Genomic DNA, 25,236 nt, shown 5'->3' with positions numbered 1-25,236 from the left:
CAGCTCCTTACATCGAGTTCAGCAGCGTTTCGAACATCTCACGGGCCGCCTGCATGACGCGGGCGTTGGACGTGTAGGCGTTCTGAAGCTGAATGAGAAAACCAAGCTCGGCATCCACATCGACAGAATATTCCTGCTCATGGCGAATGGCGAGGTTCTGCGTTAACGCAGTATAGGACGCGGCCGCCTCTTTGTCGGTCTGGGCCTGTTCCCCCTGATAGGCCACCACCTGATTGACGAAATCCATGACAGATCCACGGAATGGATCCCCCTCAGTTCCCAAGCCAGTGGATGCAGAGAAAGAGAAGTTCGTCTTGCTCATGGCATTCACGAGGAACTGCGGCCGGCTGCTATCCTTGTCCGAGTTTGACACAGGCGTCGTCTGATAGATCACCAGCTTGGAGCTGTCTTTCGGCAAGGTGGAATTCAGCATAATCGAGCGCGCGTAGCCCGACTTTTGCCCGCCTGCCTCCAGAGCACCCGTGTAAAGCGCCTCACCCGCCCGGCCATCTGTAAAGAGGGCAAGACCCAGCCCCTGATCGGAACTGCCGGTGACCGTAACATTTGCTTTCAGTGACGTGACGGAGGTGTTGGTTGCCGTGTCGCCCAGAATGCGCAGCTGGTCAGAGCCATTGTTGGCAACATCCAGATCCGTGGCACCGAGCGCCGCAATCATCTGGGTGATGTAATTGGCAGGATTACCGCTCGAAATGTCGATGCCAAAAACCGCATCGGATGGATCGGCAGTGACATTGGCATCCAACGGCAGAAGCGCCGGATCCTGGACGGCAACGAAGGTCACGTTGCGCTGAACGCCGCCAGAGTCCTTGTAGCTGAGTGAGACAGTGTTCCCTGACTGAAGGGACGAGACATCCAGCGTAAAGCCGCTTTCCGCTCCAACAGTGGTTGCAGTGCTAGCAACGTCCACATTGGAGAACGCCAGGGAAAGTTGCGAGGCAATTTCGTCCAGCTGAGCCTGTGCTTCGACGAGAGTTTCATCCCGCAGATCGACAAGGGCCATCAGTGAACCGGAACTGGATGTTCTGCCCAGGTCCTGGGTCAGGCCTCCCGGCGTTGTCAACGTCACCTGATTGCCGTTCTGGCCAGGCAGAAGCGTACTTGCAGGTGTGAAACTGAGAGAGGAGGCCTTTCCGTCACTGAAAAGGCTCTCACCGTTGTTTGTGGTGATGTTGACGGTATTGTTGTCGCCGCGTGTGATCCGGACATCCAGATAGCCGGTCAACTGCTCCAGATAACGGTCGCGTTCATCCAGAAGGTCAGATTCGGAAACGCCGGCCGTCTGGGCCTTGTAGATCTTGGACTCAACCGCTTCGATCTGCTTTAGCAGCTGATTGACCTCACCAACCTGAGTTCCAATCGTCCGGTCCGCTTCCTTGCGCAGATCTTCGAAGGCGCGGTATGTGGAATTCAGTTCATTCGCCACCAGATTGGCGGTGCTCAGCACATCCTGACGGGCCGCATAGCTATCCGGAGAGCTGACAAGTGTCGCGAGGGACGTATTGAGCCTGGACATGAGCGAGGGCAGCGAGGAAGAATCCTGCAGCGTGCCCAGCGTGGCGTCCATCTGCTGCGTGTAACTGGCCTTGGTCGTGGAATAGGCCGTGGCTGCACGGCTTTCCCAATAGGCCATCTGGATGGATTCATTGACCTGACGCTTGATGTCACTCGACAGAATGCCGGAGACATTGCCATCCTTGTCGAAATAGACCTTGGCCTCAATCCGCTTGGCCGTATAGCCTTCGGTCTTGGCATTGGCGACGTTGGCCGCAGTCAGATCGATCTGCTTCTGATTATAAGACAGACCGAACAATGCCGTATTGAGTGCCGATGTCAGACCCATTTTGTGCCCCCGAAATCCTTTGGAAGCGGCGGCGCACCTTCCTGGGCGCCGCCTGTAAGATCAGCCAGCCAGATCAGCGGATCATGTTGAGAGCATCACTCAGCATCTGGTCAGACGAGGTAATGACCTTGGAGTTGGCCGAATAGGCCTGCTGAGTGATGATCAGCTTGGAAAATTCGGTCGCGATATCCGAGTTCGAAGATTCCAGGTTGTTGGCGAGAACCGCCCCGCCTTCACCAAACTCAGGCTCACCGGAACTTGGCGTCGCAGCAAAGGCAGCACCATCCACACGGCGCAGGTTCTGCTCCGCCTTGAACGTGGCGATCGGAATTTCGTAGACCGCGCGCTGCTGATTGTTCGAGTAAGACGCCGTGACGCGGCCCGCCTCGTCAATGGAAAGGCTCACCACCTGACCTGCAGGATAGCCATTCTGCTGGATATCAAGGCTGCTGACGATGCCGGCATCATCGTTGAACTGGGTCAGCGAACCATTGTCGAAGGACAGTTCCACGTTGCCAGCATTCACACCACCAACCGTCAGGCTATCGATCGTGAAGCTGGTGGCGGAGGCCGTGTTCGGCGCATCAGGTGTCAAGGTGTTCATGACACCCGACGCGGTGAAGTCCACCTCGCCGACGCGGCTCCAGGAAACAGCGGTCGCAGGGGTAGTCGCGCCAGTGTTGTAGTAAAGGTTCCAGGTGTTTGCCGAGGTCTGCGCCCAGCGCAGCGAAACGCTCACCGGAGCGCCATTCGCATCATAGACGGTCTTTGATCCGCCGGAGATGGACGAGTCCACAAAGGCCTGATCATCGGCAACGGTGATATCGGATGTGGTAGTGATCGACGTGGAGCCGCCCGTCTGCAGGAACTGGCTGCCCGGAGCATTTTGTGCGGCAACGGCACGGTTGGTCTTCGGAACGGTCGGAAGGTTGGCCTGATAGGTCATCTCCGTCGTTGCCTTCGACGGCATCGGCTTGTCATCAATCTGAATCACACCGGGAGCATCGCCAATGGCATTGCCGGTGAGCGGATCAAGCGGGAAGCCCTTCAGATAGTAGCCCGCGCTGTTGACAAGATAGCCGCTCTCATCGCGCTCAAAGTCGCCGGCGCGGGAATAGAATTGCGTATCCGCGAAAGTGGTCTTGCCGTCCACCACATCTGCCGCCTGCGTCACGACGAAATAGCCCGGGCCGTTGATCGCCATGTAGGTATCAACCTGAGACTGGATAATCGGCCCGGCTACGGTGTTGGTGGCGCGCGAGGTCGCAGCGGTAGTACCGCTCTGCTGGCTGGCCTGAGTGCCGCCGCCACCGCCAGCCACCATTTCCGAGAACGTGGTGTCGAGGCGCTTGAAGCCCACGGTCTGAGAGTTGGCAACGTTACCGGAGATGTTTTCCAGCGCCCTGGACTGCGCGGTCAGGCCGGAGATTGCAGCGTTGATAGCCCCGTAAATACCCATTTTGATTCCTCGTGAGCACAAGAACCCGAAGGTTTTTCCTGCCCACTCATCGCAAAGGGTGTGCCACATTGCGGCCAAACAGCTATCTGATTGATTTATTTGATTTTTGAGAAGAGTCTCAACTCAGTATGGCAGAAGCTGGACGGGACTTTCCTGCCGGAAAGGGAAGAAACTGCCGGGCGCAACCGGCAATTCCGTCCCTGCCCGGCAAAGCTTGCATGGGAACGGGCACACCCCTACTCTGCCCGCAACAGTCAGTTTGCGAGGCACGCATGCGCTTTGAGGGAACACGGGACTACATCGCCACGGACGACCTGCGGGTCGCGGTCAATGCAGCGGTTGCGCTGGAGCGGCCGCTCCTTGTCAAGGGAGAGCCGGGCACGGGCAAGACCGTTCTCGCCCATGAAGTGGCCAGGGCCCTCGGGGCCCCGCTGCTGGAATGGCACGTCAAGTCCACCACCAAAGCGCAGCAGGGTCTTTACGAATATGACGCCGTCTCCCGCCTGCGCGACAGCCAGCTGGGCGACGAGCGGGTGCGCGACATCCGCAACTATATCCGCAAGGGCAAATTGTGGGAGGCCTTTGAAAGCCCGGTGAAGCCGGTGCTGCTCATCGACGAGATCGACAAGGCCGACATCGAGTTCCCCAATGATCTCCTGCAGGAAATCGACCGGATGGAGTTCTTCGTCTACGAGACAGGCGAAGTGGTCAAGGCTCGCCAGCGGCCAGTGGTGATCATCACATCGAACAACGAAAAAGACCTGCCGGATGCCTTCCTGCGCCGATGCTTCTTCCACTACATCCGCTTTCCGGACCGGGAGACCATGGCGGAGATCGTTGCCGTGCATTTCCCCGGCCTCAAGGACAAGCTGCTGCGTGAGGCGCTGAGCCTCTTTTATGATATCCGCGACGTGGCGGGCCTGAAGAAGAAGCCTTCAACCTCGGAATTGATTGACTGGATCAAGCTGCTGCTCAACGAGGATATCGATGCAGATGCGCTGCGCGAGCGAGACCCGCGCAAGCTGGTGCCGCCACTGCATGGCGCCCTGCTCAAGAACGAGCAGGACGTGCATCTGTTCGAGCGGCTGGCCTTCATGACCCGGCGGGAGCAGCGCTGACATGTCCATCAGGGCGGCTCTTACGAAGTGGCTCCACGCCGCGGCAATTTCTGCCGCGCTGGGTTTTGCCTGTGCCGCCCAGCCTGCGTCTGCTCAAACTCCAGCCCCCTCAGTTCAAAATGAGTACGAGGCAGGCTGGATCAACGATGCAAAGGGCATGCGCCATTTCACCGGTTTCCGCTGCCCCAACGAGGTGGGCGGACTAACCCGTTCCAAGGTGATGCCAACCGTCAACAGCCGCATCGCCAGCTGCATCTATTTGGATGAAACAGCTGGCATACAGGTGGTGATCAGCGCCTTTCAGCAGGGCATGGCGCGGCGTGAGGCAGGCAAGTTCAAGACCGGGTATCAGGCGGCGGGATACAAGGAGCTTGCCCTCTCCGGCATTGCCGCCAGCGGCATAACATTCACCACTGGCGGCAACCAGAGCCGGATGCTGTGCGAGACCCTGTGGCCCATGTCGGGCAAGAACGCGGACTACACCGTCTGGATCCATTACTCGCTGCCCGTCCACGAACAGGCCGTCGAGCCGGCATTCAAGGCAGTGGTCGAGATGCTGAAGCAACAGAACTGATTCCCTACGTGGAACCACAGGGTTGCCTTGCCAGAGGGCGCAACACGCCTCAGGATGGCTGCGACAAACGCCAACCGGAGACACGCCCTTGCCGCGACTTTTGCTTCTACGCCATGCCAAGTCCGACTGGAGCACGCCGGGCCTTTCCGATCATGACAGACCGCTGAATGCCCGCGGCGAGGACGCCGCACGGCGGATGGCCCGCTGGATAGAGAAGGAAGGCCTCAGGCCTGATCTGATCCTCTGCTCCACAGCCTTACGCACCCGCATGACACTTGCAGCGCTGCTGCCTGTACTGGGCCATGAATCAGAAATCCGCCTCTCCCGGCGGATCTATGACGACAGCGATCTCGATTACATCAGTTTCCTGCGCGAGGAAGGTGGAGATGCCAAGACGCTCATGCTGATCGCACATAATCCGGCCACCCATGATACGGCCTGCGAACTGGCCATTCCCGGCTCAGGCATTGGCTGGGCGGCTCTGGAGACAAAGTTCCCGACCGGAGCCCTGGCGGTGCTGGACAGCCCTGCCGCCGCCTGGCCGGGCCTTCTGCCCCTGAGCTGCACCTTGCAGAATTTCATTCAACCTCGCCTTCTGCCGGAGTGATCCGCTCTCTGGTGCATTTGCGCAAGGTCTCCGGCCTTCCCATATGAAGGGCCGGAGACACAGGACCGACATGAAACTCTCTTCCCTTGCCGATGAGGCGCTGCTGGCGCTTGAGAACCTTGCCGAGAGCGCATCCGGCCTTGGTGTTCCCACCTTGCGGCTGGGCGTCACCGGCCTTGCGAGAGCCGGCAAGACCGTGTTCATCACCGCGCTCGTTCACAATCTGCTCCATGGCGGGCGCCTGCCGCTGTTCGATGCCGCAGCAGGGCGGCGCATCACCCGCGTATCCCTGCAACCACAGCCGGACGATGCCGTGCCACGCTTCGATTATGAGGCGCATGTGGATGCACTGGTAAAGGAGCGTATCTGGCCCCAGTCCACCCGGCAGGTCTCCGAACTGCGCCTGACCATCGAATATGAATCGGCCTCCTTCCTCGCCCGCAAGCTCGGGCGCGGCAAGCTGCATCTCGACATCATCGATTATCCCGGCGAGTGGCTTCTGGATCTGCCGCTGCTGGTCAAGGACTACCGTCAGTTCAGCGCCGAAGCGCTGGCGCTGGCACACTCTCCTGCCCGTGCGTCCGTAGCCTCCCCTTATCTTTCGGAGCTGGCACGGCACGATCCAGCTGCACCTGAAAGCGAAAGCGATGCACGGGCGCTGGCCAAGGCCTTCACCGCCTACCTGGCAGGCTGCCGGGCAGAAGAGCACGCTCTCTCCATGCTGCCGCCAGGCAGGTTCCTCATGCCGGGCGATCTCGATGGCTCGCCCGCCCTCACCTTTGCTCCGCTCGCTCTCCCGCAGAGCGGGCAGGCACCAGTAGGCTCGCTCTGGGCCATGATGGAGCGGCGCTACGAGGCCTACCGCAAGCATGTCGTCCGGCCCTTTTTCCGCGAGCACTTCGCCCGCCTCGACCGGCAGATCGTGCTGGTGGACGCGCTGCAGGCGCTGAACGCCGGACCTGAGGCACTGCGCGATCTGGAGACGGCGCTGGGACAGGTGCTCACCTCCTTCCGCCCGGGCAAAGCAAGCTGGCTGGCCTCGATCCTGACCCGCCGGATCGACCGCATCCTCTTTGCCGCCACCAAGGCCGACCACCTGCACCGGGATGACCATGACAGGCTGGAAGCCATCCTGAAACGGCTGGTAACGCGGGGCATCGAACATGCCGAGTTCAGCGGTGCCGAGGTGGATGTGCTGGCGCTCGCAGCCGTCAGAGCGACCCGTGAAGCCTCCGTACGCCATGCAGGCGAAGAGCTTCCCGCCATTCTTGGCACTCCTCTGCCGGGTGAGCGCGTCAACGGCGAGAGCTTCGACGGCAGGACCGAAATAGCTATGTTTCCCGGTGACTTACCAGAAGATCCGGAATCACTTTTCCAATCACTTGAATCAAAGTCTGCAAGGGTTCAGAGCCTTGAATCTGAATCAGAACATGAACCACGTGCATGCCTTGATTCATCACATGAAGAGGGTTTGCGCTTCGTGCGCTTCCGCCCGCCGCATCTGGAGCGAACTGCCGAAGGGCTGACGCTGTCCCTGCCCCACATCCGGCTGGACCGGGCGCTCAACTTCCTGATCGGAGACCGCATCGCATGAGCGAGGAGATCCGCAAGCCCCGCCGCCCCACGGCCTTCCGCCTTGATGACGAGCGGGTGCGCTTTGACGACGGTTCGCTCGGCGCGCCCCTGCGCAACGAGGCCCGCATCGTGCCCAGCGGCGAGCCTGAGGAAGATGCACTGCTTCCTGCAGAGCCTCGCTCCGCCCCTTGCGCTTTGGCCGCTGGCTGGCGGGCGGCCTTCTTGGCCTCGCCATGCTCGCCCTCGGCCTGTCGGTGGATGCGCTGATCCGCGATCTGTTTGCGCGCACGGACTGGCTCGGCTGGATGGGCCTCGCCCTCACCGGCCTTGCGGTCCTTGGTTTTCTTGGGCTGGCCGTGCGGGAAGTCATCGGCCTGATGCGCCTGTCCCGCATCACGCACCTGCGGCAGGCACTTGCAGACGCGGCAGAGGCCGATGACGCCAAGACCGCCCGTGCCGCGCTGACAGACCTGATCGAGCTCTATAAGGACCGGCCCGAGACAGCCCGTGGCCGCACCGCGCTGAAGGCACATATGGCCGAGGTCATCGACGGGCGCGACCTGGTGGTACTGGCTGAACGCGAGATCCTGGCACCGCTGGACGCCACTGCCCGGCGCATCGTCAGCGACAGCGCCAAGCGCGTCTCCGTCATCACCGCAGTCAGCCCGCGTGCTGCACTCGATCTGGTGGTCGTGCTCTCGGAGAACATCCGCATCATCCGCCGCCTTTCGGCGCTCTATGGCGGGCGGCCGGGGACGGCGGGCTTCCTGCGTCTTGCCAGGCAGGTGGGCACACATCTCGCCGTCACCGGCGGCATGGCCGCAGGCGACAGCCTCGTCTCGCAGGTGCTGGGACACGGCCTTGCGGCCAAGCTTTCGGCGCGGCTGGGCGAAGGCGTCATCAACGGTCTGCTGACCGCCCGCATCGGCGTTGCGGCAACAGACGTCTGCCGCCCCGCCCCCTTTATCGGCCAGCGCGGCCCGCGCATTTCGGATTTCCTGTCCGAATTGACACGCAGCAGCAGCGGAGAGATCAAGGATGGCAAGGCCGAGTGACCAATCGGGCAAGAACCTCCGGCGCCGCCTCGCGCTCTCCCCTTGATCCCGGTCAAGGCATCACAGGAAGCTTCTGTTAGCCTGCTTCGGTTGAAATGGCTGAGGAGGCAAGCCCATGGACGATCGCACTGTAACCCGCAAGCCGCGTGGCACTCGCACGGCACCTGCCGCCGATGCAGTTCTCCCAGTCACGGCGGACAGTGCTGAGGCAACCCCTTCCGCCGTTGCAGATACACCATCGGAGGCCGTAGCCGCACCCCAGCCGGGGACAGAACCTGTGACAGCACAGGAAGCAGCCCCTGAGCTAACCTCTGCCCCGATTGCCGCCAGACCGCGCAAGACGCTGGCCGAACTGCGTCATGACCCGGCAGCAATCCACGAGCTGTTTGAAAGCGGCAAGTATCCCTATGCCAGCCCCATGCGCCGGGCGCCCTATGAGCAGCGCAAGGCCAAGCTTCAGGCCGAGTTGCTGAAGGCACAGCGCTGGATCAAGGAAACCGGACAGCGCGTGGTCATCCTGTTTGAAGGCCGCGACGCAGCCGGTAAGGGCGGTACGATCAAGCGCTTCATGGAACACCTGAACCCACGCGGCGCCACGGTCGTCGCCCTGCAGAAGCCGACCGAGCAGGAGGTCACGCAGTGGTATTTCCAGCGCTACATCAATCACCTGCCCTCAGGCGGGGAAATGGTGCTGTTTGACCGGTCCTGGTACAACAGGGCAGGTGTCGAACGCGTCATGGGCTTTTGCAGCGCCAGCCAGTATCTGGAATTCATGCGGCAATGCCCGGAAATCGAGCGCATGATGGTGCGCGATGGCATCCACCTGTTCAAATACTGGTTCTCCGTGAGCCGTGATGAGCAGCGCCGCCGCTTCATGGAGCGCCAGACTGACCCGTTGAAGCAGTGGAAGCTGTCGCCCATCGATATTGCCTCTCTCGACAAGTGGGACGACTACACCGAGGCCAAGGAGGCGATGTTCTTCTACACCGACACCGCTGACGCGCCCTGGACCATCATCAAGTCCGACGACAAGAAACGCGCCCGGCTGAACTGCATGGAGCATTTCCTCCACTCCCTGCCCTATCCGGACAAGGACACCCATCTCGTCGGCGAACCGGACCCGTTGATCGTGGGGGCGGCACACCATGTCATCCGCCACGACAGCCATGTGCTTGGCAAGACACTGCATCCGGAAATGAAATCCGGCGAATAATGCCAAGGCTTTCGATGCTGACGCATCACGCCTTGAAATTGCTCAAGCGCCGCACGGGCTAAGGCAAAAGCAATCTCGACAGGCGTGATGGACGGGCCTAACCTCTGGCCATGTTCATCACGTTCTTCTCTGAGCTGAAAAGCGCCGGTGTGCCGGTTTCCTTGCGGGAATATCTCGACCTGATGCGCGCGCTGGAGCTTGATCTGGCTGGGCGCAGGGTCGAGGATTTCTACTATCTTGCCCGGTCTGCGCTGGTGAAAGACGAGAGCAATCTCGACCGCTTCGACCGCATCTTCTCGCAGGTCTTCAAGGGCCTTGATCTCCTTTCAGATGCGCCGCAGGCGGACATTCCCGAGGAATGGCTGCGCAAGCTCGCTGAAAAGCATCTCACCGAAGAGGAAAAGGCGCTGATCGAAAGCCTTGGCGGCTTCGACAAGCTGATGGAGACGCTGAAGCAGCGGCTCGAAGAGCAGAAGGAGCGCCATCAGGGTGGCAACAAGTGGATCGGCACGGCTGGCACCTCCCCTTTCGGCGCCTATGGCTACAATCCGGAAGGCATCCGTATCGGCCAGGCCGAAAGCCGCCACCGGCGCGCTGTCAAGGTGTGGGACAAGCGCGAGTTCAAGGATCTTGACGATACGGTTGAACTGGGCACCCGCAACATCAAGGTGGCACTGAAACGCCTGCGCCGTTTCGCGCGCACGGGCGCCGCCGACGAACTGGATCTTGACGGTACCATCCGCGCGACTGCCCACAAGGGCCTGCTCGACGTGAAGATGCGGCCAGAGCGGCGCAACGCGGTGAAGGTGCTGCTGTTCTTCGACATCGGCGGCTCAATGGACGACCACATCAGCATCTGCGAGGAGCTGTTTTCCGCTGCCCGGTCAGAATTCAAGGTGATGGAGCATTTCTACTTCCACAATTGCCTCTACGAGCATGTGTGGAAGGAAAACCGCCGCCGCCATTCCGAGCGCATGTCCACGATGGACGTGCTGCACAAGTACCCGGCAGACTACAAGGTGATCTTCGTCGGAGACGCCTCGATGAGCCCCTATGAAATCGCCTATCCCGGCGGATCAGTCGAGCACTGGAACGAGGAAGCAGGCGCCGTCTGGATGCAGCGGATCACCGGCCTCTACAGCCGTGCGGCATGGCTCAATCCGGTGCCCGAAGCCCATTGGGACTACACCCATTCCATCCGCATGATGCGTGAACTGATGGGCGGGCGCATGTATCCCATGACCCTTGAAGGCCTGACGGACGCCATGCGCGATCTGGCAAGGTAAGGGCGCTTTCCGGCAAATGCGGAAAACGCCCGTTCACGGCCTGAACTTTACTTCTCAGGGCGCAGCACCAGCACCGAGCAGGGAGCGTGGCGGACAACGTGGGCGGCGTTGGAGCCGATGAGATAGGTGGCAAGGCCCGGGTGATGGGACTCCATCACGATGAGGCCAGCCTTGATGAAACGCGCTTCCTCGATGATCTCATGATAGACACTGCCGCTACGCACCACGCCCGATACACGCCCGTCTGCCAGCCCCATGCCCTTGGCCAGATCCTCAAGCATCGCACGGGTTTCAGCCATGGCCTTGCTCTCGAAATCTTCCGGCAGATAGCTGGCAATGAAGCCTTGCGTCTGCGCCAGAACCGCAACGAGCCGGACCTTGCTGCCATAGTCATTGGCAAAGCGTGCGGCCGCCTCAAGGGCCGGAGCGGAAAACTTCGGTTCAGCCGGGTCAATCGGGACCAGAATGGTATCGAACATGGCACATCTCCTCTTTGTTTCTCATTGAGCCAGGAGAAGCTTGCCTGCCGGCTCAGCTTTTGGCGTTGAGAAAGATCAAGAGCTTTCAAAGCTTTTCGATGAAATGCCACCTTGCGGCACCTGACAGGGACAAGCAGGCTTGTTGCGCCGAATACATGGTTCCTGCCTTTGCTGACCTTGCGCACCGCCCCCGGATCTGTGCCTTGTGAAAACACCAGCTCCGCTGCTGCACGCGGGAGCGCGATGTCCCTTTCTTACTGGCATGGCCGATCATGAGCTTCTTTACGAAAACCGCAGATCCGATGACCGCTTCCACCGGCTGGCGCTCGCCGCTGATGCTGCTGATGCTCATGGCCGGGGCGATGCAGCTGTCCTTTGCCGGATGGTGGAACCTCGTCAACAATTTCGCCGTGCACGAACTGGCGTTCAGCGGACGCGAAATCGGCATTCAACAGTCGATCCGCGAGATCCCGGGCTTTCTGGCCTTCACCGCGGTCTACCTGCTGCTGGTCATGCGCGAGCAGACGCTGGCCTATGTCTCCCTCGCCTTTCTCGGGCTCGGCGTCGCGGCGACCGGCTATTTCCCGTCAGCCATGGGCTTCTACCTGACGACCTTCATCATGTCGGTGGGCTTTCATTATTATGAGACGATGGCCCAGTCGCTGTCGTTACAATGGCTGCCCAAAGCGACGGCTGCGGCCGGCATGGGCAAGATCCTGGCGGTAGGCGCCTTTGCCCAGCTCATTGCCTATTCTCTGATCCTCGTGGGCTGGAAGGCTTTTGAGCTCAGCTTCACCACGGTCTTTCTGATCTCCGGCCTCACCACCTTCGTCGCTCTTGCCGCACTTCTCATTATCTTCCCGCGTTTCCGGGAGGGCGTGCCGCAGCACAAGAAGCTAGTGCTTCGCAAGCGCTACTGGCTCTACTACGCCCTCACCTTCATGGCCGGTGCACGGCGGCAGATCTTCACCGTCTTCGCCGGTTTCCTGATGGTGGAGCGCTTCGGCTATGACGTGCATGAGGTGGCAGGCCTTTTCCTGATCAACGGCCTGATCAACATGCTGATCGCACCGAAGATCGGCGCCATGATCGTGCGCATTGGCGAGCGCCGGTCGCTGGCGATCGAATATTCCGGCCTCTTCTGTGTCTTTGTGGGCTATGCCTTCGTCAGCAATCCCCATGTGGCGGCGGGCCTTTATGTGATCGACCACATGTTCTTCGCCATCGCCATTGCCATGCGCACCTACTTCCAGAAAATCGCGGACCCGGCCGACATCGCCCCCACTGCGGGCGTTGCCTTCACGATCAACCACATCGCTGCGGTTTTCATTCCCGTGGTTTTCGGGCTGTTGTGGCTACTCTCTCCGGCAGCGGTTTTCCTGGCAGGGGCCACAATGGCACTGATCAGCCTGGCCCTGTCCCGCCTCATCCCGCTCGCCCCGGATGCCGGCAACGAAGTGGACTTCCCCTGGCGGCGTACACTGCGCCCGGCGGAGTGAGAGCTATTTGAGGCTGCAGGTCAATCAGGCGGCAAAATTGCGAAAACCCCTCAATCGTCATCGCGGACTCAGCGAAGCGAAGAGCCGGGACCGGTGAGCCGGGGCGCGTCCGGGATGACGATGGCAGGGCCGAAGGACATAAACAAAACGGCAGGCCTCAGGCCTGCCGCAGCATTCCCGTTTCCGGGCAGGCCTCAGGCCTGCCGCAGCGTTCCCGTTTCCGGGCAGGCCTCAGGCCTGCCGCAGCGTTCCCGTTTCCGGGCAGGCCTCAGGCCTGCCGCTCCGGGACATGCACCACGATGCCATCGAGGTCATCGGTCATCTTGATCTGACAGGACAGGCGTGAGTTGTGCTTCACGTCATAGGCGAAGTCCAGCATGTCTTCTTCCATCGGGTCCGGGAGCCGGCACGGCCGGACCACTCCTCGTCCACGTAGACATGGCACGTCGCACAGGCGCAGGCGCCGCCGCATTCGGCCTCGATGCCGGGGACCATGTGCTTGATGGCGCTCTCCATGACAGTGGCACCATTTGCGGCCTCCACATCATGACGGGCACCGTCAGCGGTGATGAATGTGATTTTCGGCATGATGATAGCGTCCATCCTGCGGGGAGAAAATTGACCTACCCGACATAAAGGTTCGGACGCAAAGGTCAAGAACCGCGCACGCGGCAAAAGAGCTTCAGCCCTCAATCAGTTCGCGGATGAAATCGTTCGTCTCGCCCACGAGACTGACAAGCGTCAGGAAGGCAGGCGAACTGCCTTCGCGCAGCTCCTCCTCCACCGTATCGCAGACATCAGCCAGCCGCAGAGCACCGATGCCGCGTGCCGAGCCCTTGAGGCTGTGCACCAGATCGGCCTGATGCTGGCGGTCATCGGCGTCGGAGAGCTCGCTGATCAGCGTCTTTGAGCGGGCAAGGAAAAGCTTGAGAACCTCCTGCTGGAGTTCCCGGTTTCCAAGGGTATTCGTTGCAAGCTGCGCAAGATCGATCGGAGCATGCCCCCCATGACGGACAAAGCGGTCCGTGCTGCCCTTGCTGGCCATATTCGCCATTCCAGCTACCCCGTTTACTCATGCACTTGCCGGGGCGCGGCCCGGCTTCATCAGGTTTGTTACCCGAATGAATGCCAGCCTGTCCGCAAAGGTGAGGTTAAGATCCCCAGTTCAAACCGTTGCCAATCCGCCTCTCTCCTCAACAAAGTGAATCTTTGGTTAACAAGGATAAACGAATTTTAGGGGATAGCGCAGGCAAGCCTTCATCATAGCCGCTTCCACAATGTGAAACAGCGCTCCGGAACAGGCATGGAAGGCTGGCTGAGGTTATTTTCCGGAAGCTGACAGAACGGCCTTGCGCCCTGCATCCGTCAGCCGGCAGACGAGCCAATCGGGCTTGATTGGGTTGGAAAACCAAGGTTCTGCCCAGCCTGCCGCCATACACGCACGGATCGTTGCGGCAGGAACAGAGCGGCCCTCATCGTCAAAAAGTGGAAGTTTTCCACCGGCCTGCGCCAAGCCTCTGGCAAGCCACTTGAGCTGTGCCGCAGTGGGCTTTTTCGCACCGGCTGCCTTGGATCCGTCGTGGTCTGAAGGGCCGGAGGACGACGATCTTACGTTGCGTTGGCTCATGGCTTCACCACCTCCGGCAGGCTGACTCACAATGGCGTTTCTTGTTCCTTAACGTAGATTGTGCCATTACGTTGTCTGATGCGGCAAGATGGGGAAAAGGCCGCCTGACTCAGCGTCAGGCAGCCGATGCGGCGGCACCCTGTTCTGCCACGTCCAAGCGGCGGACGGTTTCTGCTTCAGAATCGAGGCGGAGGCGGACCCGGAACGGCGCGGGAAAAAGTGCTCGGTGGCTCAGGCCTCCGATTTGTAATGAGTTCGGATGTGAGGCGATCCAGATGGCAAATCCCCCGAAGGTGAAAGACCCGGCGGAAGCGGCACTGTCGGCAGTTGAAGAGGCGCTGAAGCTTGACTTCGGTGGCCCTGCAACGGCAGCGGGCAGCGAAGACGGGGCCCGTGCGGCCCTTGGCGAAGCGGCACGCGCCGAAAGACCGGGCAGCGGATCTGCCGATGCAGCAGACAACACTGCGTCCGGCGAAGGACGCCGTGGCCGGGGACGCGGCGGACGGCCGCCTGCGGCCAATGACGACCGCCGCACCATCGGCAACCTGATCTTCGCCCTGCAGCGCCGCCCTTCGGCAGCCCCTTCTGGGTTGCGCTGGTGCTGAGCGTTCTGTGGGGCGCCATCGGATCACTCCTCACCATCTCCAGCTTCGGTGCGCAGATTGAAGCCCTGTCCAACGGCGCGGGCCTTTCCGCCGCCCCCGGACTGGTGCTTGCAGGCGTCGCCATCGCTGTGCCGATCCTGTTCTTCTGGGTCATGGCCATGATGATCTGGCGTGCGCAGGAAATGCGCATCGTCGCCCGTGGCATGACGGAAGTTGCCCTGCGCCTCGCAGAGCCGGAAGACATGGCCAAGGAATCGGTTCTGTCCGTCGGCCAGGCCATCCGCCGCGAAGTTGCGGCAATGGGCGACGGCATCGAGCGTGCCATTGCCCGCGCCAGCGAACTGGAAGTCCTCGTCCATAACGAAGTTTCCTCGCTCGAGCGCTCCTACAACGACAATGAGCTGAAGATCCGCGCCCTCATCGAGGAACTGGTCAGCCAGCGCGAGGCCATTCTCGCCAATGCCGACCGGGTGCGCGATTCCATTTCCGGCGCCCACGAGAGCTTTGCCGGCCAGCTGTCCGCCACCTCCGAGGAAATCGCACGCACCGTCGAGACGGCCACCTCCCGTCTTGTTGGCGCCGTGGAAGACCGCATCAATGAGCTGACCAGCTCTGTCGACAGCCGCATCGACGCACTCAGCTCCTCGCTCAACGCCTCTGGTTCCGAACTGGTCGACGCTCTCACCGACCGCGCCGGCGACTACGTGGCCCGCCTCACCTCTTCCGGCAGCGAGCTGGTCGACAACCTGTCGCGCACCGGCAACGATATGTGGGAGACGCTGACCACCCGCGGCAAGGAGGTCAACGACCGCTTTGCCGAGACGGCCAGCAACTTCGTCGAGACGCTGGACGTGCGCGGCGGCGAAATCACCACCACCCTCACCCAGCGCACCCAGGAATTCACCGAGGCGCTGGAGCGTACCGGCAACACCGTTGGCGAGACCATTGCCCTGCGTGGTGAAGAGATCAATGCAACCCTGTCCCTCACCTCGGGCCGCCTGATCGACACCATCTCTGCCCGCACCGACGAGCTCATCACCACCGTCGACACCCGCGTGTCGCAGCTGGATGCTTCGCTCAGCGACACCGGCGAGCGTGTGGTCAGCAGCATCACCGAACGTGGCCAGGCCGTCACCGACGCCATCTCCATCAAGGGCGCCGAAATCGTCGAGACCCTCGCCGAGCGCAGCTCCGAGGTCGCCGAGATCCTGCGTGGCACGGGTGAATCCATCGTCGTGGACCTGTCGCTGCGCGGCGGCGAAATCGCCTCCAAGCTCGATGCCACGTCTTCCAGCCTTGCCGAGACCATTACCGGCCGAGGCGGCGATCTGGCGGACCGCCTTGGTTCCATCAGCGAGCGTATCGAGACGGCCATCACCGTGCATGGTGCCGAACTCGACACCCGCCTTGGCGCACGTGGCACGGAAATGGCCCTGCTCATCGAGAGCCAGACCATCGGCTTCCGCGAGACACTGCAGGCAGCCTCTTCCGAAATCTCCAGCTCTCTCGGCCAGCGCACAACGGAACTCGCCCAGAAGCTGGCCGAGACCGGCACCGAACTCGCCCGCCTCATCGGCACCCGCGGCGAGCGCGTCAGCGCCGATATCGGCTCTGTCGGCGACCGCATTGCCGAAACCATGGAACTGCGCGGTCAGGCTCTGCAGGAAGGTCTTGCGACCCACCTCACCGAGCTGGAAAAGATCGTCACCGAGCGCGGCTCGCAGCTCGTCGAGAGCTTCGACAGCCGTTCCACCGTACTGGCGCAGACCCTCGACAGCCGTCTGGAAACTCTCGATCAGACCTTCGAGCACCGCGTCGGCGGCCTCGATCTGGCCCTCGACAGCCGCATCAGCCGTATCGACCAGACCTTCGAGGCACGCATTGGCGGGCTGGAGGCAACCCTCAGCGACAACATCAATCGCTTCGACCAGACCTTCGAGGCACGGGCCAGCAGCCTTGACGCTGCTCTTGACAGCCGTCTCGGCCGTCTGGACACGACCTTCGACAGCCGTATCACCACGCTGGACACGGCACTGGGTGACAGCATCAACCGTCTTGACCAGACGTTTGAAATCCGCGCCAGCGGCCTGGATGCCTCGCTCGACAGCCGCATCAACAGCCTGGATCTGACGCTGGAACAGCGTACGGCCGCCTTTGAAGCTGCGCTGGAAACCCGCACGGTCATGTTGTCCGATGCGATCAACTCGCGCACGGAACTGCTCAGCGAAACGCTGGAACAGAAGTCGCGCACCATTGCCGATGTTCTGGCCGACCGCTCCGACGCGATCACCTTCGAGCTTGCACGCCGTGTGGAAACCGCCGGCGAGTCGCTTGCTGACAAGGCTGACAATGTGGGCCGCCTCATCGGCGAGCGCGTGGACCAGGCTGCCGAAGCCATCTCTGAAAAGGCCGAGCATCTGGCCCAGAGCATGATTGCCGGCACCGAACGGATCGACCAGACGCTCGACAACCGTGCCCGCCAGATCAGCGAAACCCTGATTGCCCGCACCCGCGAGATCGCGAAGGCCTTCGTCGATGGCCAGACCGAGATGGCGCAGGCCCTCGACAGCCGTCTGGACGAGGCAGGCTCCGTTCTCGCCCGCCAAAGTGCGGAACTGACCGAGTCCCTCTCCGAGCGGATCGCGGAAATCAACGTGTCGCTTGGCGCCAAGGTGTTCGAAGTGGCCGAGACCCTCGACACCCGCGCCAGCCAGCTGGAAACGGTTCTGACTGACCGTCTGTCCTCCATCTCCGGCACCCTGTCGTCGGAGACCGAGCGCGCCCGTCTGGTGCTGACCGAAGCCATGCAGGATGCCACCTCGACGCTGAGCGGCGAAAGCACCCGTGTTCGCGAGATGGTGCTCGATGCCGTCACGCAGGCCGCTTCCGCCCTCTCCGAAGAGCGCAGCCGCACCGTCGAGACGGTCAGCACGACCTTCTCCGACGTCACCGGCAAGCTGACTGGTGAAGGCGACCGCCTGCGCCAGCTGGTGCTAGGCGCCGTGGGCGAGGCCCGTGGCGTGCTTGTTGGCGAAAGCCAGCGGGCTGCCGAAACAGTCACCAGCGCCATGGCTCTGGCCACAGGTTCGCTCTCCGGCGAAGGCGAGCGCATCCGCGATATGGTGCTCAGCGCCGTTGGTGAAGTCCGCGGCGTGCTGGAAGGCGAAAGCCAGAAGGCAGCCGAGAGCGTTACCGGCGCGATGACCGTTGCCACCGGCTCTCTCTCCGGCGAAGGCGAGCGTATCCGCAACATGGTGCTCAGCGCCGTTGCCGAAGCTGCCCGCTCCATGGCCGTGGAAAGCGAAAAGGCCCGCACGCTCTACGTCAGCACGCTGGCCGAATTCTCCGGTTCGCTGACCGGCGAAAGTGACAAGGTGCGCGGCGACCTCGCCCGCACGATTGCGGAAATCTCCGGCAACCTCAACGCCGAGAGCGAGCACGCCCGCGTCACCCTCACCCGCACCGTGGAAGAGATGCGCAATCTCATCTCCGGCGAGGCGGATTCGGTGCGCAGCCGCGTCAGCGGTGCCGTGCAGCAGGCTGCTGAGCTGCTGTCGCAGCGCGGCCACGCCGTTGCACAGGAAATGCTCGAAAAGGCCGCTGCCCTCAACGAGGCCTTCTCCTCGCAGAGCGCCGAGTTCACCAAGCTGGTGGGCGAAGACGGTAACCAGCTGGTTGCCGCCATTGAGACCCGCGCCAATGAACTCACCGGCCGTGTGTCCGAGATCCACCGCGCCATCCTTGACGCCATCTCCGTCAAGGGCCGCGACGTCACCGAGAGCTTTGCTCAGCGTGGCCTTGAGGCGACCCGTTCGCTGGTGGAAGCGGGCGACCGCATCATCAACGGCCTCGACGAGCGCAGCAACCGTGCTGTCAACGTGCTGGAAGAGACCAAGCTGCGTCTGGAAGCCGACGTTTCGGCCATCCTGGACCGTCTCGACACCTCGAACAGCACACTGCACCAGGTGATGACCGATGCCGGTCAGAACCTTTCGGACGTGGAAACGAACCTTGCCCGCCGTGCGAGCGAGTTCCGTTCCGCCGTGGACCGTGCCGTCGCAGAGACCAGCTCCTCCACCGGCCTCATCGATGGTCAGGTTGGCGCGCTGCGGGATATCTCGACCACGGTTCTGGCCGATATCAAGGCCCTGTCGACCCGCTTCGACCAGCAGAGCCAGGATCTCATCAGTGCGGCCCGTCACCTTGAGGAGACGAACCGTCTGGTGGAGGGCCGTGTAGCCGAGCGCAAGACCGCCATTGAACAGGTGGCCGACACGCTGCTGGCAAAGACCGAAACGGTCGACACGCTGATGCGCACCTTCACCAGCACGCTGACGGAAACGCTGGACTCGGCAGATGACCGGGCCCGCGAAGCCGCCACCATGCTCTCGGCCGCTGCCGAAGCTGCCTCGCGTCAAGTTGCTGAGCAGTTCGAATCCATGCGCCTCACCGCAGGCATGGAAGGCCAGCGCGCCCGCGATGCGATCCGCGCCGTGCAGGACGAGATCATGACGGAAATGAGCCGCACCGTGACGGAAGCACAGGAGCGGTTCGGCGAAGCAGCAACCCGCATGCGGGACGTTGCCCGCGAGGTGCACCGCGAGCTGGAGGCAACCCGTCAGGAGCTGAAGCAGGGCGTTCTCAACCTGCCGGAAGAGGCAGAAGAGTCGTCTGCAGCCCTGCGCAAGGTCGTCAACGAGCAGATCCGTGCGCTCAGCGAGCTGTCGGACATCGTGGCCCGCCAGTCCAACGCGCTGGATATCTCACGCCCGCAAGAGCGCGCCGTTGCAGCCAGCGCTGCCCCGGCTGCCAGCTACAGCGCCCCGAGCCGTCCGGCCGCCCCTGCCCCGCGCAGTGAGCCGGAACCGCGCCCTGCAGCACCCCGCCGCCCCGCAACCGCCCCTGCCCCCGAGCAGGCACCGGAAGCTGGAAGCGGCAAGGGCTGGGTAAGCGATCTGCTGCGCCGTGCCTCGCGTGATGAAGACACCGGTGGCAAGGCGCCGCGCAGCCCGCTGCACATGGTCGAAAGCCTGAACTCGCTGTCCATGGACATCGCCCGGGCCATCGATCATGAGACCTTCATCGACCTGTGGGACCGCTATAAGCGAGGCGAGCGGCATGTGTTCACGCGCCGTCTCTACACCCTGCAGGGCCAGCAGACCTTCGACGAGATCCGCCAGAAATACGGCCGTGATCCGGAATTCCGCACAGCGGTTGACCGGTACATCGCCGATTTCGAGCAGCTTCTCACGCAGGTCTCGCGCAATGACCGTGACAACATGCTGGGTCAGACCTACCTGACCTCGGACACGGGCAAGGTCTACACCATGCTGGCCCATGCCAGCGGCCGCCTCGACTGAGGCAGGCTGACCTGAAACAAAAAGCCCGCCGGAGCGATCCTGCGGGTTTTTTTCGTTTGCAGCGGCGGGTTCCTGCCTTCCGCCATCCGGTGCCTAAAGACGTTTGTCACCCGCCTGTTGTTTCGGAATGCCGACTCGATGGCATCCGGAATGCAGCCAGAATCGCAAGGATGGCGGCCGGACCAACAGGCAGCAAATGCCTTACAGATCCCGGCGCAAGGCCGGGACGGCGCGGTGGGGATGTTCAGGGAGTGCGCGGTGATTTCAGGCAGAGTGCGTGGAGTCTTCTTCGATAGGAGCCAAACTCTCTCCGCCGTCCCGGCCTTGTGCCGGGACCTGTGAGGAGGGCACGGTTTCCTGCTCTCACCAGCCCCTGCCCCAACCTTTGAACCAGATGCGCTCGTTCGCAGAGCAGCATGATGGCGGCAGGACGCAAAGGCTTGCTGCGGCCGGGAGCCTGCCGTACGGCAACGGACAGCCGTCTCTCTCTGAAAACGAGCGGCCCCCAGCCCGCACTGCCCTAGCCCGGGGTGTCTCAGTGCGGTTTACCCGCGCCCTGCTACAGACGTGGCTCGGCTCAGACCTTGGAAATGACCCAGGCCGCCAGTTCGGCAAAGACTTGCCCTGCGGCTGTGTTCATGGCGCGTACGGCCTGATCGGCAGACTGGCCGCCAGAGGCCACTTCTGCACGGAAGACCATGCTGTCCACCGTCCGGCCGTTGCGGTCGTTCACAAGCCGCGCGGCAATTTCCACGACGCCGCGCGCACTGCCGGCGACGTTCAGTTCAAAGGAACGGATTTCGGTCTGGAGCTGGTAATCGATCAGCAGACCATCCCCTGGCATGCCGACGCCGCGCAGGCGGCGGGTGTTCTCCAGCGTCCGCACCAGCCCGGTCTGCACCACATTGCCAAGCTGGTCGGCCCAGGCGACCTGCGGCAAATAGCTGTAGACCGGCCCCTGCTGCACCACGGCGATGTTGCTGCTGTCGAGCGCTTGCAGCGCCTTCGGCGCAGCCACTAGCACCTGCACGGGCTTGCGTGCCCCTTCCGCGGCAGAAGCAGCCGCCGGGGCCTCAATGCCATAGAGCGCATTGGGAGCAGTGGAGGCACAGGCAGACAGGCCTGCCGCCAGGGTTCCAAGACCCAGAAGCGTCAATGCACGGCGGCGGTTGATCAGCGTTACAGCGTCGGTCATGCCCTTAGTCTTCCCGGCCTGTGCCATTCCTTGCCAAGCCGCAGCGCCGCAACGCCGTGACTCCATTTCGTAAGTGCGTCATCCGTCAATCTGCCCGGCAGTATCCGGCAGATGCCGCGTCATGCCGCCCGCAGCGGTCTCAGCGCCGCTGCCCGCCATTGAAGCGTGGCACATCGTCCCCGCCGAAAATCACCCGGTTCGGCGCACGGTCAAAATTCTCGATTGCCCTCTGCAGGGTGATGAAAGTGCGGTTGACCTGCCCCAGCGTCGCCGCGAGATCAGCCGAGCCCTGCGAAGCAAATTTCGACAGCCCGTCAGCAATGCTGCCTGCACGGCTTTCAAAGGTCTCTGCCACCTTGCGGATCGCCGTCATCGCCTTTGTCGCCTCGGTGATCAGGCCTTCGCCATCAGCGTCCACCATGCTGTTCACCTTGTCCATCAGGCCATTCAGCTTTTCGGACGAGGTGTTGAGGTTAGAGGCGACCGTCTTGGCGTCGGTAATAATCTGATTCACGTCATCCGAGCGGGCGGACAGATCAGCCGACATGCGCTCGACATTGGTGGCGGCATTGCGCGCCGAGGCAATCGTCTCAGCGATGGCGTTGCCCTGCCCTGCAATGGCGCTGACCGTCCGGTCCACCGCGTCTACAATTGAGGACACCCGCGCCGGATCGATCGCGGCGACCACCTCACCGGTGTCATCCACGGTCTTGATCAGGCTGGCGAGCAGCTTCTGGGCATCGCCGATCAGCGTAACAATGTCTTCCTCACGGCTGCGGATCGTCTGCGCCACCTGATCCACATGCGCCATCGTGCTGGTCGTGCTGCGGATCAGCTCGTCGATGTCAGCAGAGCGGTTGGACAGCACATCGCCAAGGCTTGCGGCGCCTGCCACGACACGCTGCACTTCTTCCGGATTCACGGCATTGACCACCGCTTCGACCTGCGCCAGTGAGGTGTTCATCCGCTCGGTGAACTGCTGCACGTTGGCCACAGCGGAGCTGGCATCGCCCATAATCTGGCGGATTTCTGGCCCTGCGGCCTTCAGTGAATCCGAGAACTCGGTGATGTTGGCCACCAGTTCCTCAACCTTGTCATCCGGCACGGCGGCAAGTATCCGCTCGCCCTGCATCACCAGACCTTCCAGCTTGCCAGACAGAGAGCTGAAAGCCGTCGTTGCCTCGCCTACGGAGGCCATGAAGTCCTTCACGCCATCGGAATTCTGGGCCAGCGCCGCAGAAAATGTCTCCACATTCCGGATGGTGGAGGCAATCGCCGGCTGGTTTTCGCGCAGCACATCGTTGATGGACTCAAGCGTAATGTCCGCCTTCCGCAAGACATCACGGCCGTTCTCGAGCACATCATCAAAGAAGGAACGGTCGGCGTAGATCACCGGTTCCTTGCCATCGTTCAGCGCACCAAGAAGAAGTCCTGTCTCGGTGGAGCCCCCTTCAGGTCGACATAGGCTACGCCGGTCAGCCCCTGGAAGCCCAAGGTCGCCCGCACGTCCTTGCGCAAAGGAGCGTTGGGAGAGACACGGATTGTGGCAATCACGATGCGCGGATCACGCGGGTCAAAGTCGAGCGCCGAGACATCGCCCACCTTGATGCCATTGAACAGCACCTGGCCGCCAACGGGCAAGCCGGTTACCGGGCCGGGAAAGACCACCTTGACGTTGACGCTCTTGCCGGAATCGGCAGCCGCAGCCAGCCAGTAGATGAACAGGAACGCAGCTACGAGCGTGCCAAGAACAAAGCCGCCGATCATGACGTAGTTTGCACGGGTTTCCATCAGCTGCCTTTCAAACCCTGCGCAGGGCACGCTTGCCCCGGAAGTAGGATTTCACCCAAGGGTGCTCACTCTTCATCATGTCATCCACTGTACCGGCCAGCAGAACTTTCTTCTCGCCCAAGACCGCTATACGGTCGCAAATCGAATGCAGGCTATCAAGGTCGTGTGTCACCATATAAACGGTCAGACCCAAGGTTTCACGCAACTTTGCAATCAAACCGTCAAAGGCCGCAGCACCAATCGGATCAAGCCCGGAAGTCGGCTCGTCAAGAAACACCAGATCTGGATCCAGAGACAAAGCACGGGCGAGGCTTGCGCGCTTGACCATACCGCCGGACAGTTCCGAAGGATACTTGTCCGCCGCATCCCGGGGCAAGCCAACCAATTCCAGCTTCAGAAACGCAAATTCATCCATCAGCCGCTGGGAAAGCCCAAGGTATTCGCGCATCGGCACCTGAATGTTCTGCTTCACGGTCAGTGAGGAGAACAAGGCCCCCTGCTGGAACAGCACGCCCCAGCGGCGCTCGATCCAGTTGCGCTCTTCGGGCGTGGCGCTGTCGAGATCCTGGCCAAAAACGGAAATCTGCCCGCTCCGGCGCGGGGTGAGCCCAAGGATGGCGCGCATCAGCACTGACTTGCCCGTGCCTGAGCCACCCACGAAGCCGAGAACTTCGCCGCGGTAGACATCAAGGTCGAGCCCCTCGAGGATCACCTTGCTGCCAAAGCCGACGGTGACGCCGCGCGCGGACAGAATCACCTCGCGCTCCCGCGCAGGGTCCGGTGTCCGGGAAAGGGCTTCAGCGGCGCTCATCATCACCCTTATACGTTGATGGCTGCAAAGAAGATGGCGAAAAGACCATCAACGACGATCACAAGGAAGATGGCCTTCACCACGGACATGGTGGTGTGGCGGCCAAGGAGTCCGCAGAACCGCCAACTTTCAGGCCTTCCACGCAGGCGATCAGGCCGATGATCAGCGCCATGAAAGGCGCCTTCACCATGCCGACGACGAAGGTCTGGACGTTCACCGCCTCTTCCAGGCGGCTGAGATAGGCAGCAGGCGGAATTTCGAGGTACCACCAGGTGACGAGCCCGGAACCGCTCAGAGCCGCCAGATCGGCCACAAAGGTCAACACCGGCATAGCGGCCATCAGCGCCAGAAGACGCGGCAGAATAAGGACTTCCGTCACGCTCAGGCCAATAACCTGCAGCGCGTCGATTTCCTCCTGCATCTTCATTGACCCTAGTTCGGCTGTGAAGGCCGAGCCAGAGCGGCCGGCGACCATGATGGCCGTGAGCAGAACGCCAATCTCGCGCAGAACCAGCACACCGGCCAGGTCAACGACGAAAAGATCCGCGCCAAATTGCCTCAGGTAAAAGCCGCCTTGTTGCGCAATGATAGCCCCGATCAGGAAGCTCATCAGCGCAACAATCGGCACAGCCCCGATGCAGGACTTGTCGAACTGAACGGCGATGGCAATTCCGCGCAGGCGCTTGGGCTGGAAAAGCACCGTGAACACGACAGCGCTGAGCGAACCGAGGATGTGCAGCATGGCAATGAAGTCATGCCAGGCCTCGACCACGGCTTTTCCGGTGGTCTCCATCAGACTGATCAGCATGCCCTGACGCGGCTCGTGGCCTGGCGGAGGCGGATGGTGGGCATCCACTTCATTCAGCAGGACAGCCTGTTCAGGGCGCAACCCCTCGATACGAACGCGTGTGCCGGAAAATTCGATACGTCCGCGCAACTTGTGGATCAACCAGGCGCCAGCGGTATCGAGCGCACGCAGACTGGACAGGTCCAGGACAAGTTCGACCTGCCCCTGTTCGTCCGACAGGCCCTCGACAATCGCCTCTGCTTCCATGGCCGTCCGGATCACCCAGTCTCCGGACAGGGCAAAGGTCACGGTCTCCCCGTCATGGGTGGCCGAG

19 protein-coding genes and 2 pseudogenes are annotated in these 25,236 nt (G+C 61.9%); 11 read left to right on the top strand and 10 right to left on the bottom strand.

The annotated features are described in order from the left end of the window. Positions 1–7 precede the first annotated feature (7 nt). Positions 8–1,861 carry a flagellar hook-associated protein FlgK gene (gene flgK, locus ACQB61_RS05215; RefSeq protein WP_430511767.1) on the bottom strand — a complete coding sequence of 618 codons (1,854 nt, stop codon included), beginning with the start codon at positions 1,859–1,861 and terminating at the stop codon, positions 8–10. A 73-nt stretch (positions 1,862–1,934) separates the two neighbouring features. Continuing rightward, positions 1,935–3,320, bottom strand: coding sequence for a flagellar hook protein FlgE (locus ACQB61_RS05210; protein WP_430511766.1), 1,386 nt, complete (start codon positions 3,318–3,320; stop codon positions 1,935–1,937). A gap of 272 nt (positions 3,321–3,592) precedes the next feature. On the opposite strand from ACQB61_RS05210, the gene ACQB61_RS05205 reads away from it, so the two are divergent. From ACQB61_RS05205 to ACQB61_RS05170, 8 genes are all read left to right on the top strand, one after another. Beyond that, positions 3,593–4,438, top strand: coding sequence for an AAA family ATPase (locus tag ACQB61_RS05205; protein WP_430511765.1), 846 nt, complete (start codon positions 3,593–3,595; stop codon positions 4,436–4,438). A 1-nt stretch (position 4,439) separates the two neighbouring features. Continuing rightward, on the top strand, positions 4,440–5,012 hold the full coding sequence (locus ACQB61_RS05200; RefSeq protein WP_430511764.1) for a hypothetical protein: 573 nt from the start codon (positions 4,440–4,442) through the stop codon (positions 5,010–5,012). A gap of 88 nt (positions 5,013–5,100) precedes the next feature. After that, on the top strand, positions 5,101–5,619 hold the full coding sequence (locus ACQB61_RS05195) for a SixA phosphatase family protein (RefSeq protein WP_430511763.1): 519 nt from the start codon (positions 5,101–5,103) through the stop codon (positions 5,617–5,619). Between the two features lie 70 nt (positions 5,620–5,689). Continuing rightward, positions 5,690–7,213, top strand: a complete 1,524-nt coding sequence (locus tag ACQB61_RS05190) for a YcjX family protein (protein WP_430511762.1) — start codon at positions 5,690–5,692, stop codon at positions 7,211–7,213. Next, entirely contained in the window at positions 7,210–7,461 is a 252-nt protein-coding gene (locus ACQB61_RS05185; protein ID WP_430511761.1) for a hypothetical protein, read from the top strand. Before ACQB61_RS05190 ends, ACQB61_RS05185 begins: the two co-directional genes overlap by 4 nt. Beyond that, positions 7,428–8,249 carry a YcjF family protein gene (locus tag ACQB61_RS05180; protein WP_430511760.1) on the top strand — a complete coding sequence of 274 codons (822 nt, stop codon included), beginning with the start codon at positions 7,428–7,430 and terminating at the stop codon, positions 8,247–8,249. Before ACQB61_RS05185 ends, ACQB61_RS05180 begins: the two co-directional genes overlap by 34 nt. 115 nt (positions 8,250–8,364) lie before the next feature. Further along, entirely contained in the window at positions 8,365–9,462 is a 1,098-nt protein-coding gene (gene ppk2 / locus ACQB61_RS05175) for a polyphosphate kinase 2 (RefSeq protein ID WP_430511759.1), read from the top strand. Positions 9,463–9,572: 110 nt separating this feature from the next. Beyond that, a complete protein-coding gene (locus ACQB61_RS05170; protein WP_430511758.1) occupies positions 9,573–10,748 on the top strand; it encodes a vWA domain-containing protein in 1,176 nt (391 codons plus the stop codon). Positions 10,749–10,795: 47 nt separating this feature from the next. Here ACQB61_RS05170 and ACQB61_RS05165 read toward each other — a convergent pair whose 3' ends face one another. Further along, positions 10,796–11,227: a universal stress protein gene (locus tag ACQB61_RS05165; RefSeq protein WP_430511757.1), complete on the bottom strand. Its 432-nt coding sequence runs from the start codon at positions 11,225–11,227 to the stop codon at positions 10,796–10,798. 272 nt (positions 11,228–11,499) lie between these two features. On the opposite strand from ACQB61_RS05165, the gene ACQB61_RS05160 reads away from it, so the two are divergent. Further along, positions 11,500–12,726, top strand: a complete 1,227-nt coding sequence (locus ACQB61_RS05160) for an MFS transporter (protein WP_430511756.1) — start codon at positions 11,500–11,502, stop codon at positions 12,724–12,726. 268 nt (positions 12,727–12,994) lie between these two features. Here ACQB61_RS05160 and ACQB61_RS05155 read toward each other — a convergent pair. Continuing rightward, positions 12,995–13,314, bottom strand: a pseudogene (locus tag ACQB61_RS05155) (2Fe-2S iron-sulfur cluster-binding protein). A 94-nt stretch (positions 13,315–13,408) separates the two neighbouring features. Then, a complete protein-coding gene (locus tag ACQB61_RS05150; RefSeq protein WP_430511755.1) occupies positions 13,409–13,780 on the bottom strand; it encodes an Hpt domain-containing protein in 372 nt (123 codons plus the stop codon). 848 nt (positions 13,781–14,628) lie between these two features. Here ACQB61_RS05150 and ACQB61_RS05145 point away from each other — a divergent pair. Further along, entirely contained in the window at positions 14,629–14,958 is a 330-nt protein-coding gene (locus tag ACQB61_RS05145) for a hypothetical protein (protein WP_430511754.1), read from the top strand. After that, positions 14,952–20,318: an antitoxin gene (locus ACQB61_RS05140; RefSeq protein WP_430511753.1), complete on the top strand. Its 5,367-nt coding sequence runs from the start codon at positions 14,952–14,954 to the stop codon at positions 20,316–20,318. The genes ACQB61_RS05145 and ACQB61_RS05140 overlap by 7 nt, the downstream gene beginning before the upstream one ends. 577 nt (positions 20,319–20,895) lie before the next feature. Here the strand turns inward: ACQB61_RS05140 and ACQB61_RS05135 are convergent. The 5 genes and pseudogenes from ACQB61_RS05135 to ACQB61_RS05115 form a co-directional block, all read right to left on the bottom strand. Then, entirely contained in the window at positions 20,896–21,513 is a 618-nt protein-coding gene (locus tag ACQB61_RS05135; protein ID WP_430511752.1) for an ABC-type transport auxiliary lipoprotein family protein, read from the bottom strand. Between the two features lie 139 nt (positions 21,514–21,652). Next, positions 21,653–22,906 (bottom strand): MlaD family protein, encoded by a 1,254-nt coding sequence (locus tag ACQB61_RS05130; protein WP_430511751.1) that lies wholly within the window; start codon positions 22,904–22,906, stop codon positions 21,653–21,655. 17 nt (positions 22,907–22,923) lie between these two features. Further along, positions 22,924–23,304, bottom strand: a complete 381-nt coding sequence (locus ACQB61_RS05125; RefSeq protein WP_430511750.1) for an MlaD family protein — start codon at positions 23,302–23,304, stop codon at positions 22,924–22,926. Positions 23,305–23,314: 10 nt separating this feature from the next. After that, entirely contained in the window at positions 23,315–24,118 is an 804-nt protein-coding gene (locus tag ACQB61_RS05120) for an ABC transporter ATP-binding protein (RefSeq protein WP_430511749.1), read from the bottom strand. Between the two features lie 5 nt (positions 24,119–24,123). Then, positions 24,124–25,211 (bottom strand): annotated as a pseudogene (locus tag ACQB61_RS05115) (ABC transporter permease). Positions 25,212–25,236 lie beyond the last annotated feature (25 nt).

It is taken from the genome of Pannonibacter phragmitetus, assembly GCF_050510895.1.
GTDB classification, from domain to species: domain Bacteria; phylum Pseudomonadota; class Alphaproteobacteria; order Rhizobiales; family Stappiaceae; genus Pannonibacter; species Pannonibacter phragmitetus_B.
The sequence above is the reverse complement of the archived record's forward strand: the minus strand, read 5'-3'. Positions and strand labels throughout refer to the sequence as shown.

Coding starts and splice junctions, on each gene's coding strand:
- ACQB61_RS05185 (WP_430511761.1), top strand. CDS start 7,210: ATGAGCGAGGAGATCCGCAAGCCCCGCCGCCCCACGGCCTTCCGCCTT.
- ACQB61_RS05160 (WP_430511756.1), top strand. CDS start 11,500: ATGAGCTTCTTTACGAAAACCGCAGATCCGATGACCGCTTCCACCGGC.
- ppk2 (WP_430511759.1), top strand. CDS start 8,365: ATGGACGATCGCACTGTAACCCGCAAGCCGCGTGGCACTCGCACGGCA.
- ACQB61_RS05145 (WP_430511754.1), top strand. CDS start 14,629: ATGGCAAATCCCCCGAAGGTGAAAGACCCGGCGGAAGCGGCACTGTCG.
- ACQB61_RS05190 (WP_430511762.1), top strand. CDS start 5,690: ATGAAACTCTCTTCCCTTGCCGATGAGGCGCTGCTGGCGCTTGAGAAC.
- ACQB61_RS05120 (WP_430511749.1), bottom strand. CDS start 24,118: ATGATGAGCGCCGCTGAAGCCCTTTCCCGGACACCGGACCCTGCGCGG.
- ACQB61_RS05150 (WP_430511755.1), bottom strand. CDS start 13,780: ATGGCGAATATGGCCAGCAAGGGCAGCACGGACCGCTTTGTCCGTCAT.
- ACQB61_RS05135 (WP_430511752.1), bottom strand. CDS start 21,513: ATGACCGACGCTGTAACGCTGATCAACCGCCGCCGTGCATTGACGCTT.
- ACQB61_RS05170 (WP_430511758.1), top strand. CDS start 9,573: ATGTTCATCACGTTCTTCTCTGAGCTGAAAAGCGCCGGTGTGCCGGTT.
- ACQB61_RS05205 (WP_430511765.1), top strand. CDS start 3,593: ATGCGCTTTGAGGGAACACGGGACTACATCGCCACGGACGACCTGCGG.
- ACQB61_RS05165 (WP_430511757.1), bottom strand. CDS start 11,227: ATGTTCGATACCATTCTGGTCCCGATTGACCCGGCTGAACCGAAGTTT.
- ACQB61_RS05180 (WP_430511760.1), top strand. CDS start 7,428: ATGCTCGCCCTCGGCCTGTCGGTGGATGCGCTGATCCGCGATCTGTTT.
- ACQB61_RS05210 (WP_430511766.1), bottom strand. CDS start 3,320: ATGGGTATTTACGGGGCTATCAACGCTGCAATCTCCGGCCTGACCGCG.
- flgK (WP_430511767.1), bottom strand. CDS start 1,861: ATGGGTCTGACATCGGCACTCAATACGGCATTGTTCGGTCTGTCTTAT.
- ACQB61_RS05200 (WP_430511764.1), top strand. CDS start 4,440: ATGTCCATCAGGGCGGCTCTTACGAAGTGGCTCCACGCCGCGGCAATT.
- ACQB61_RS05125 (WP_430511750.1), bottom strand. CDS start 23,304: ATGGAAACCCGTGCAAACTACGTCATGATCGGCGGCTTTGTTCTTGGC.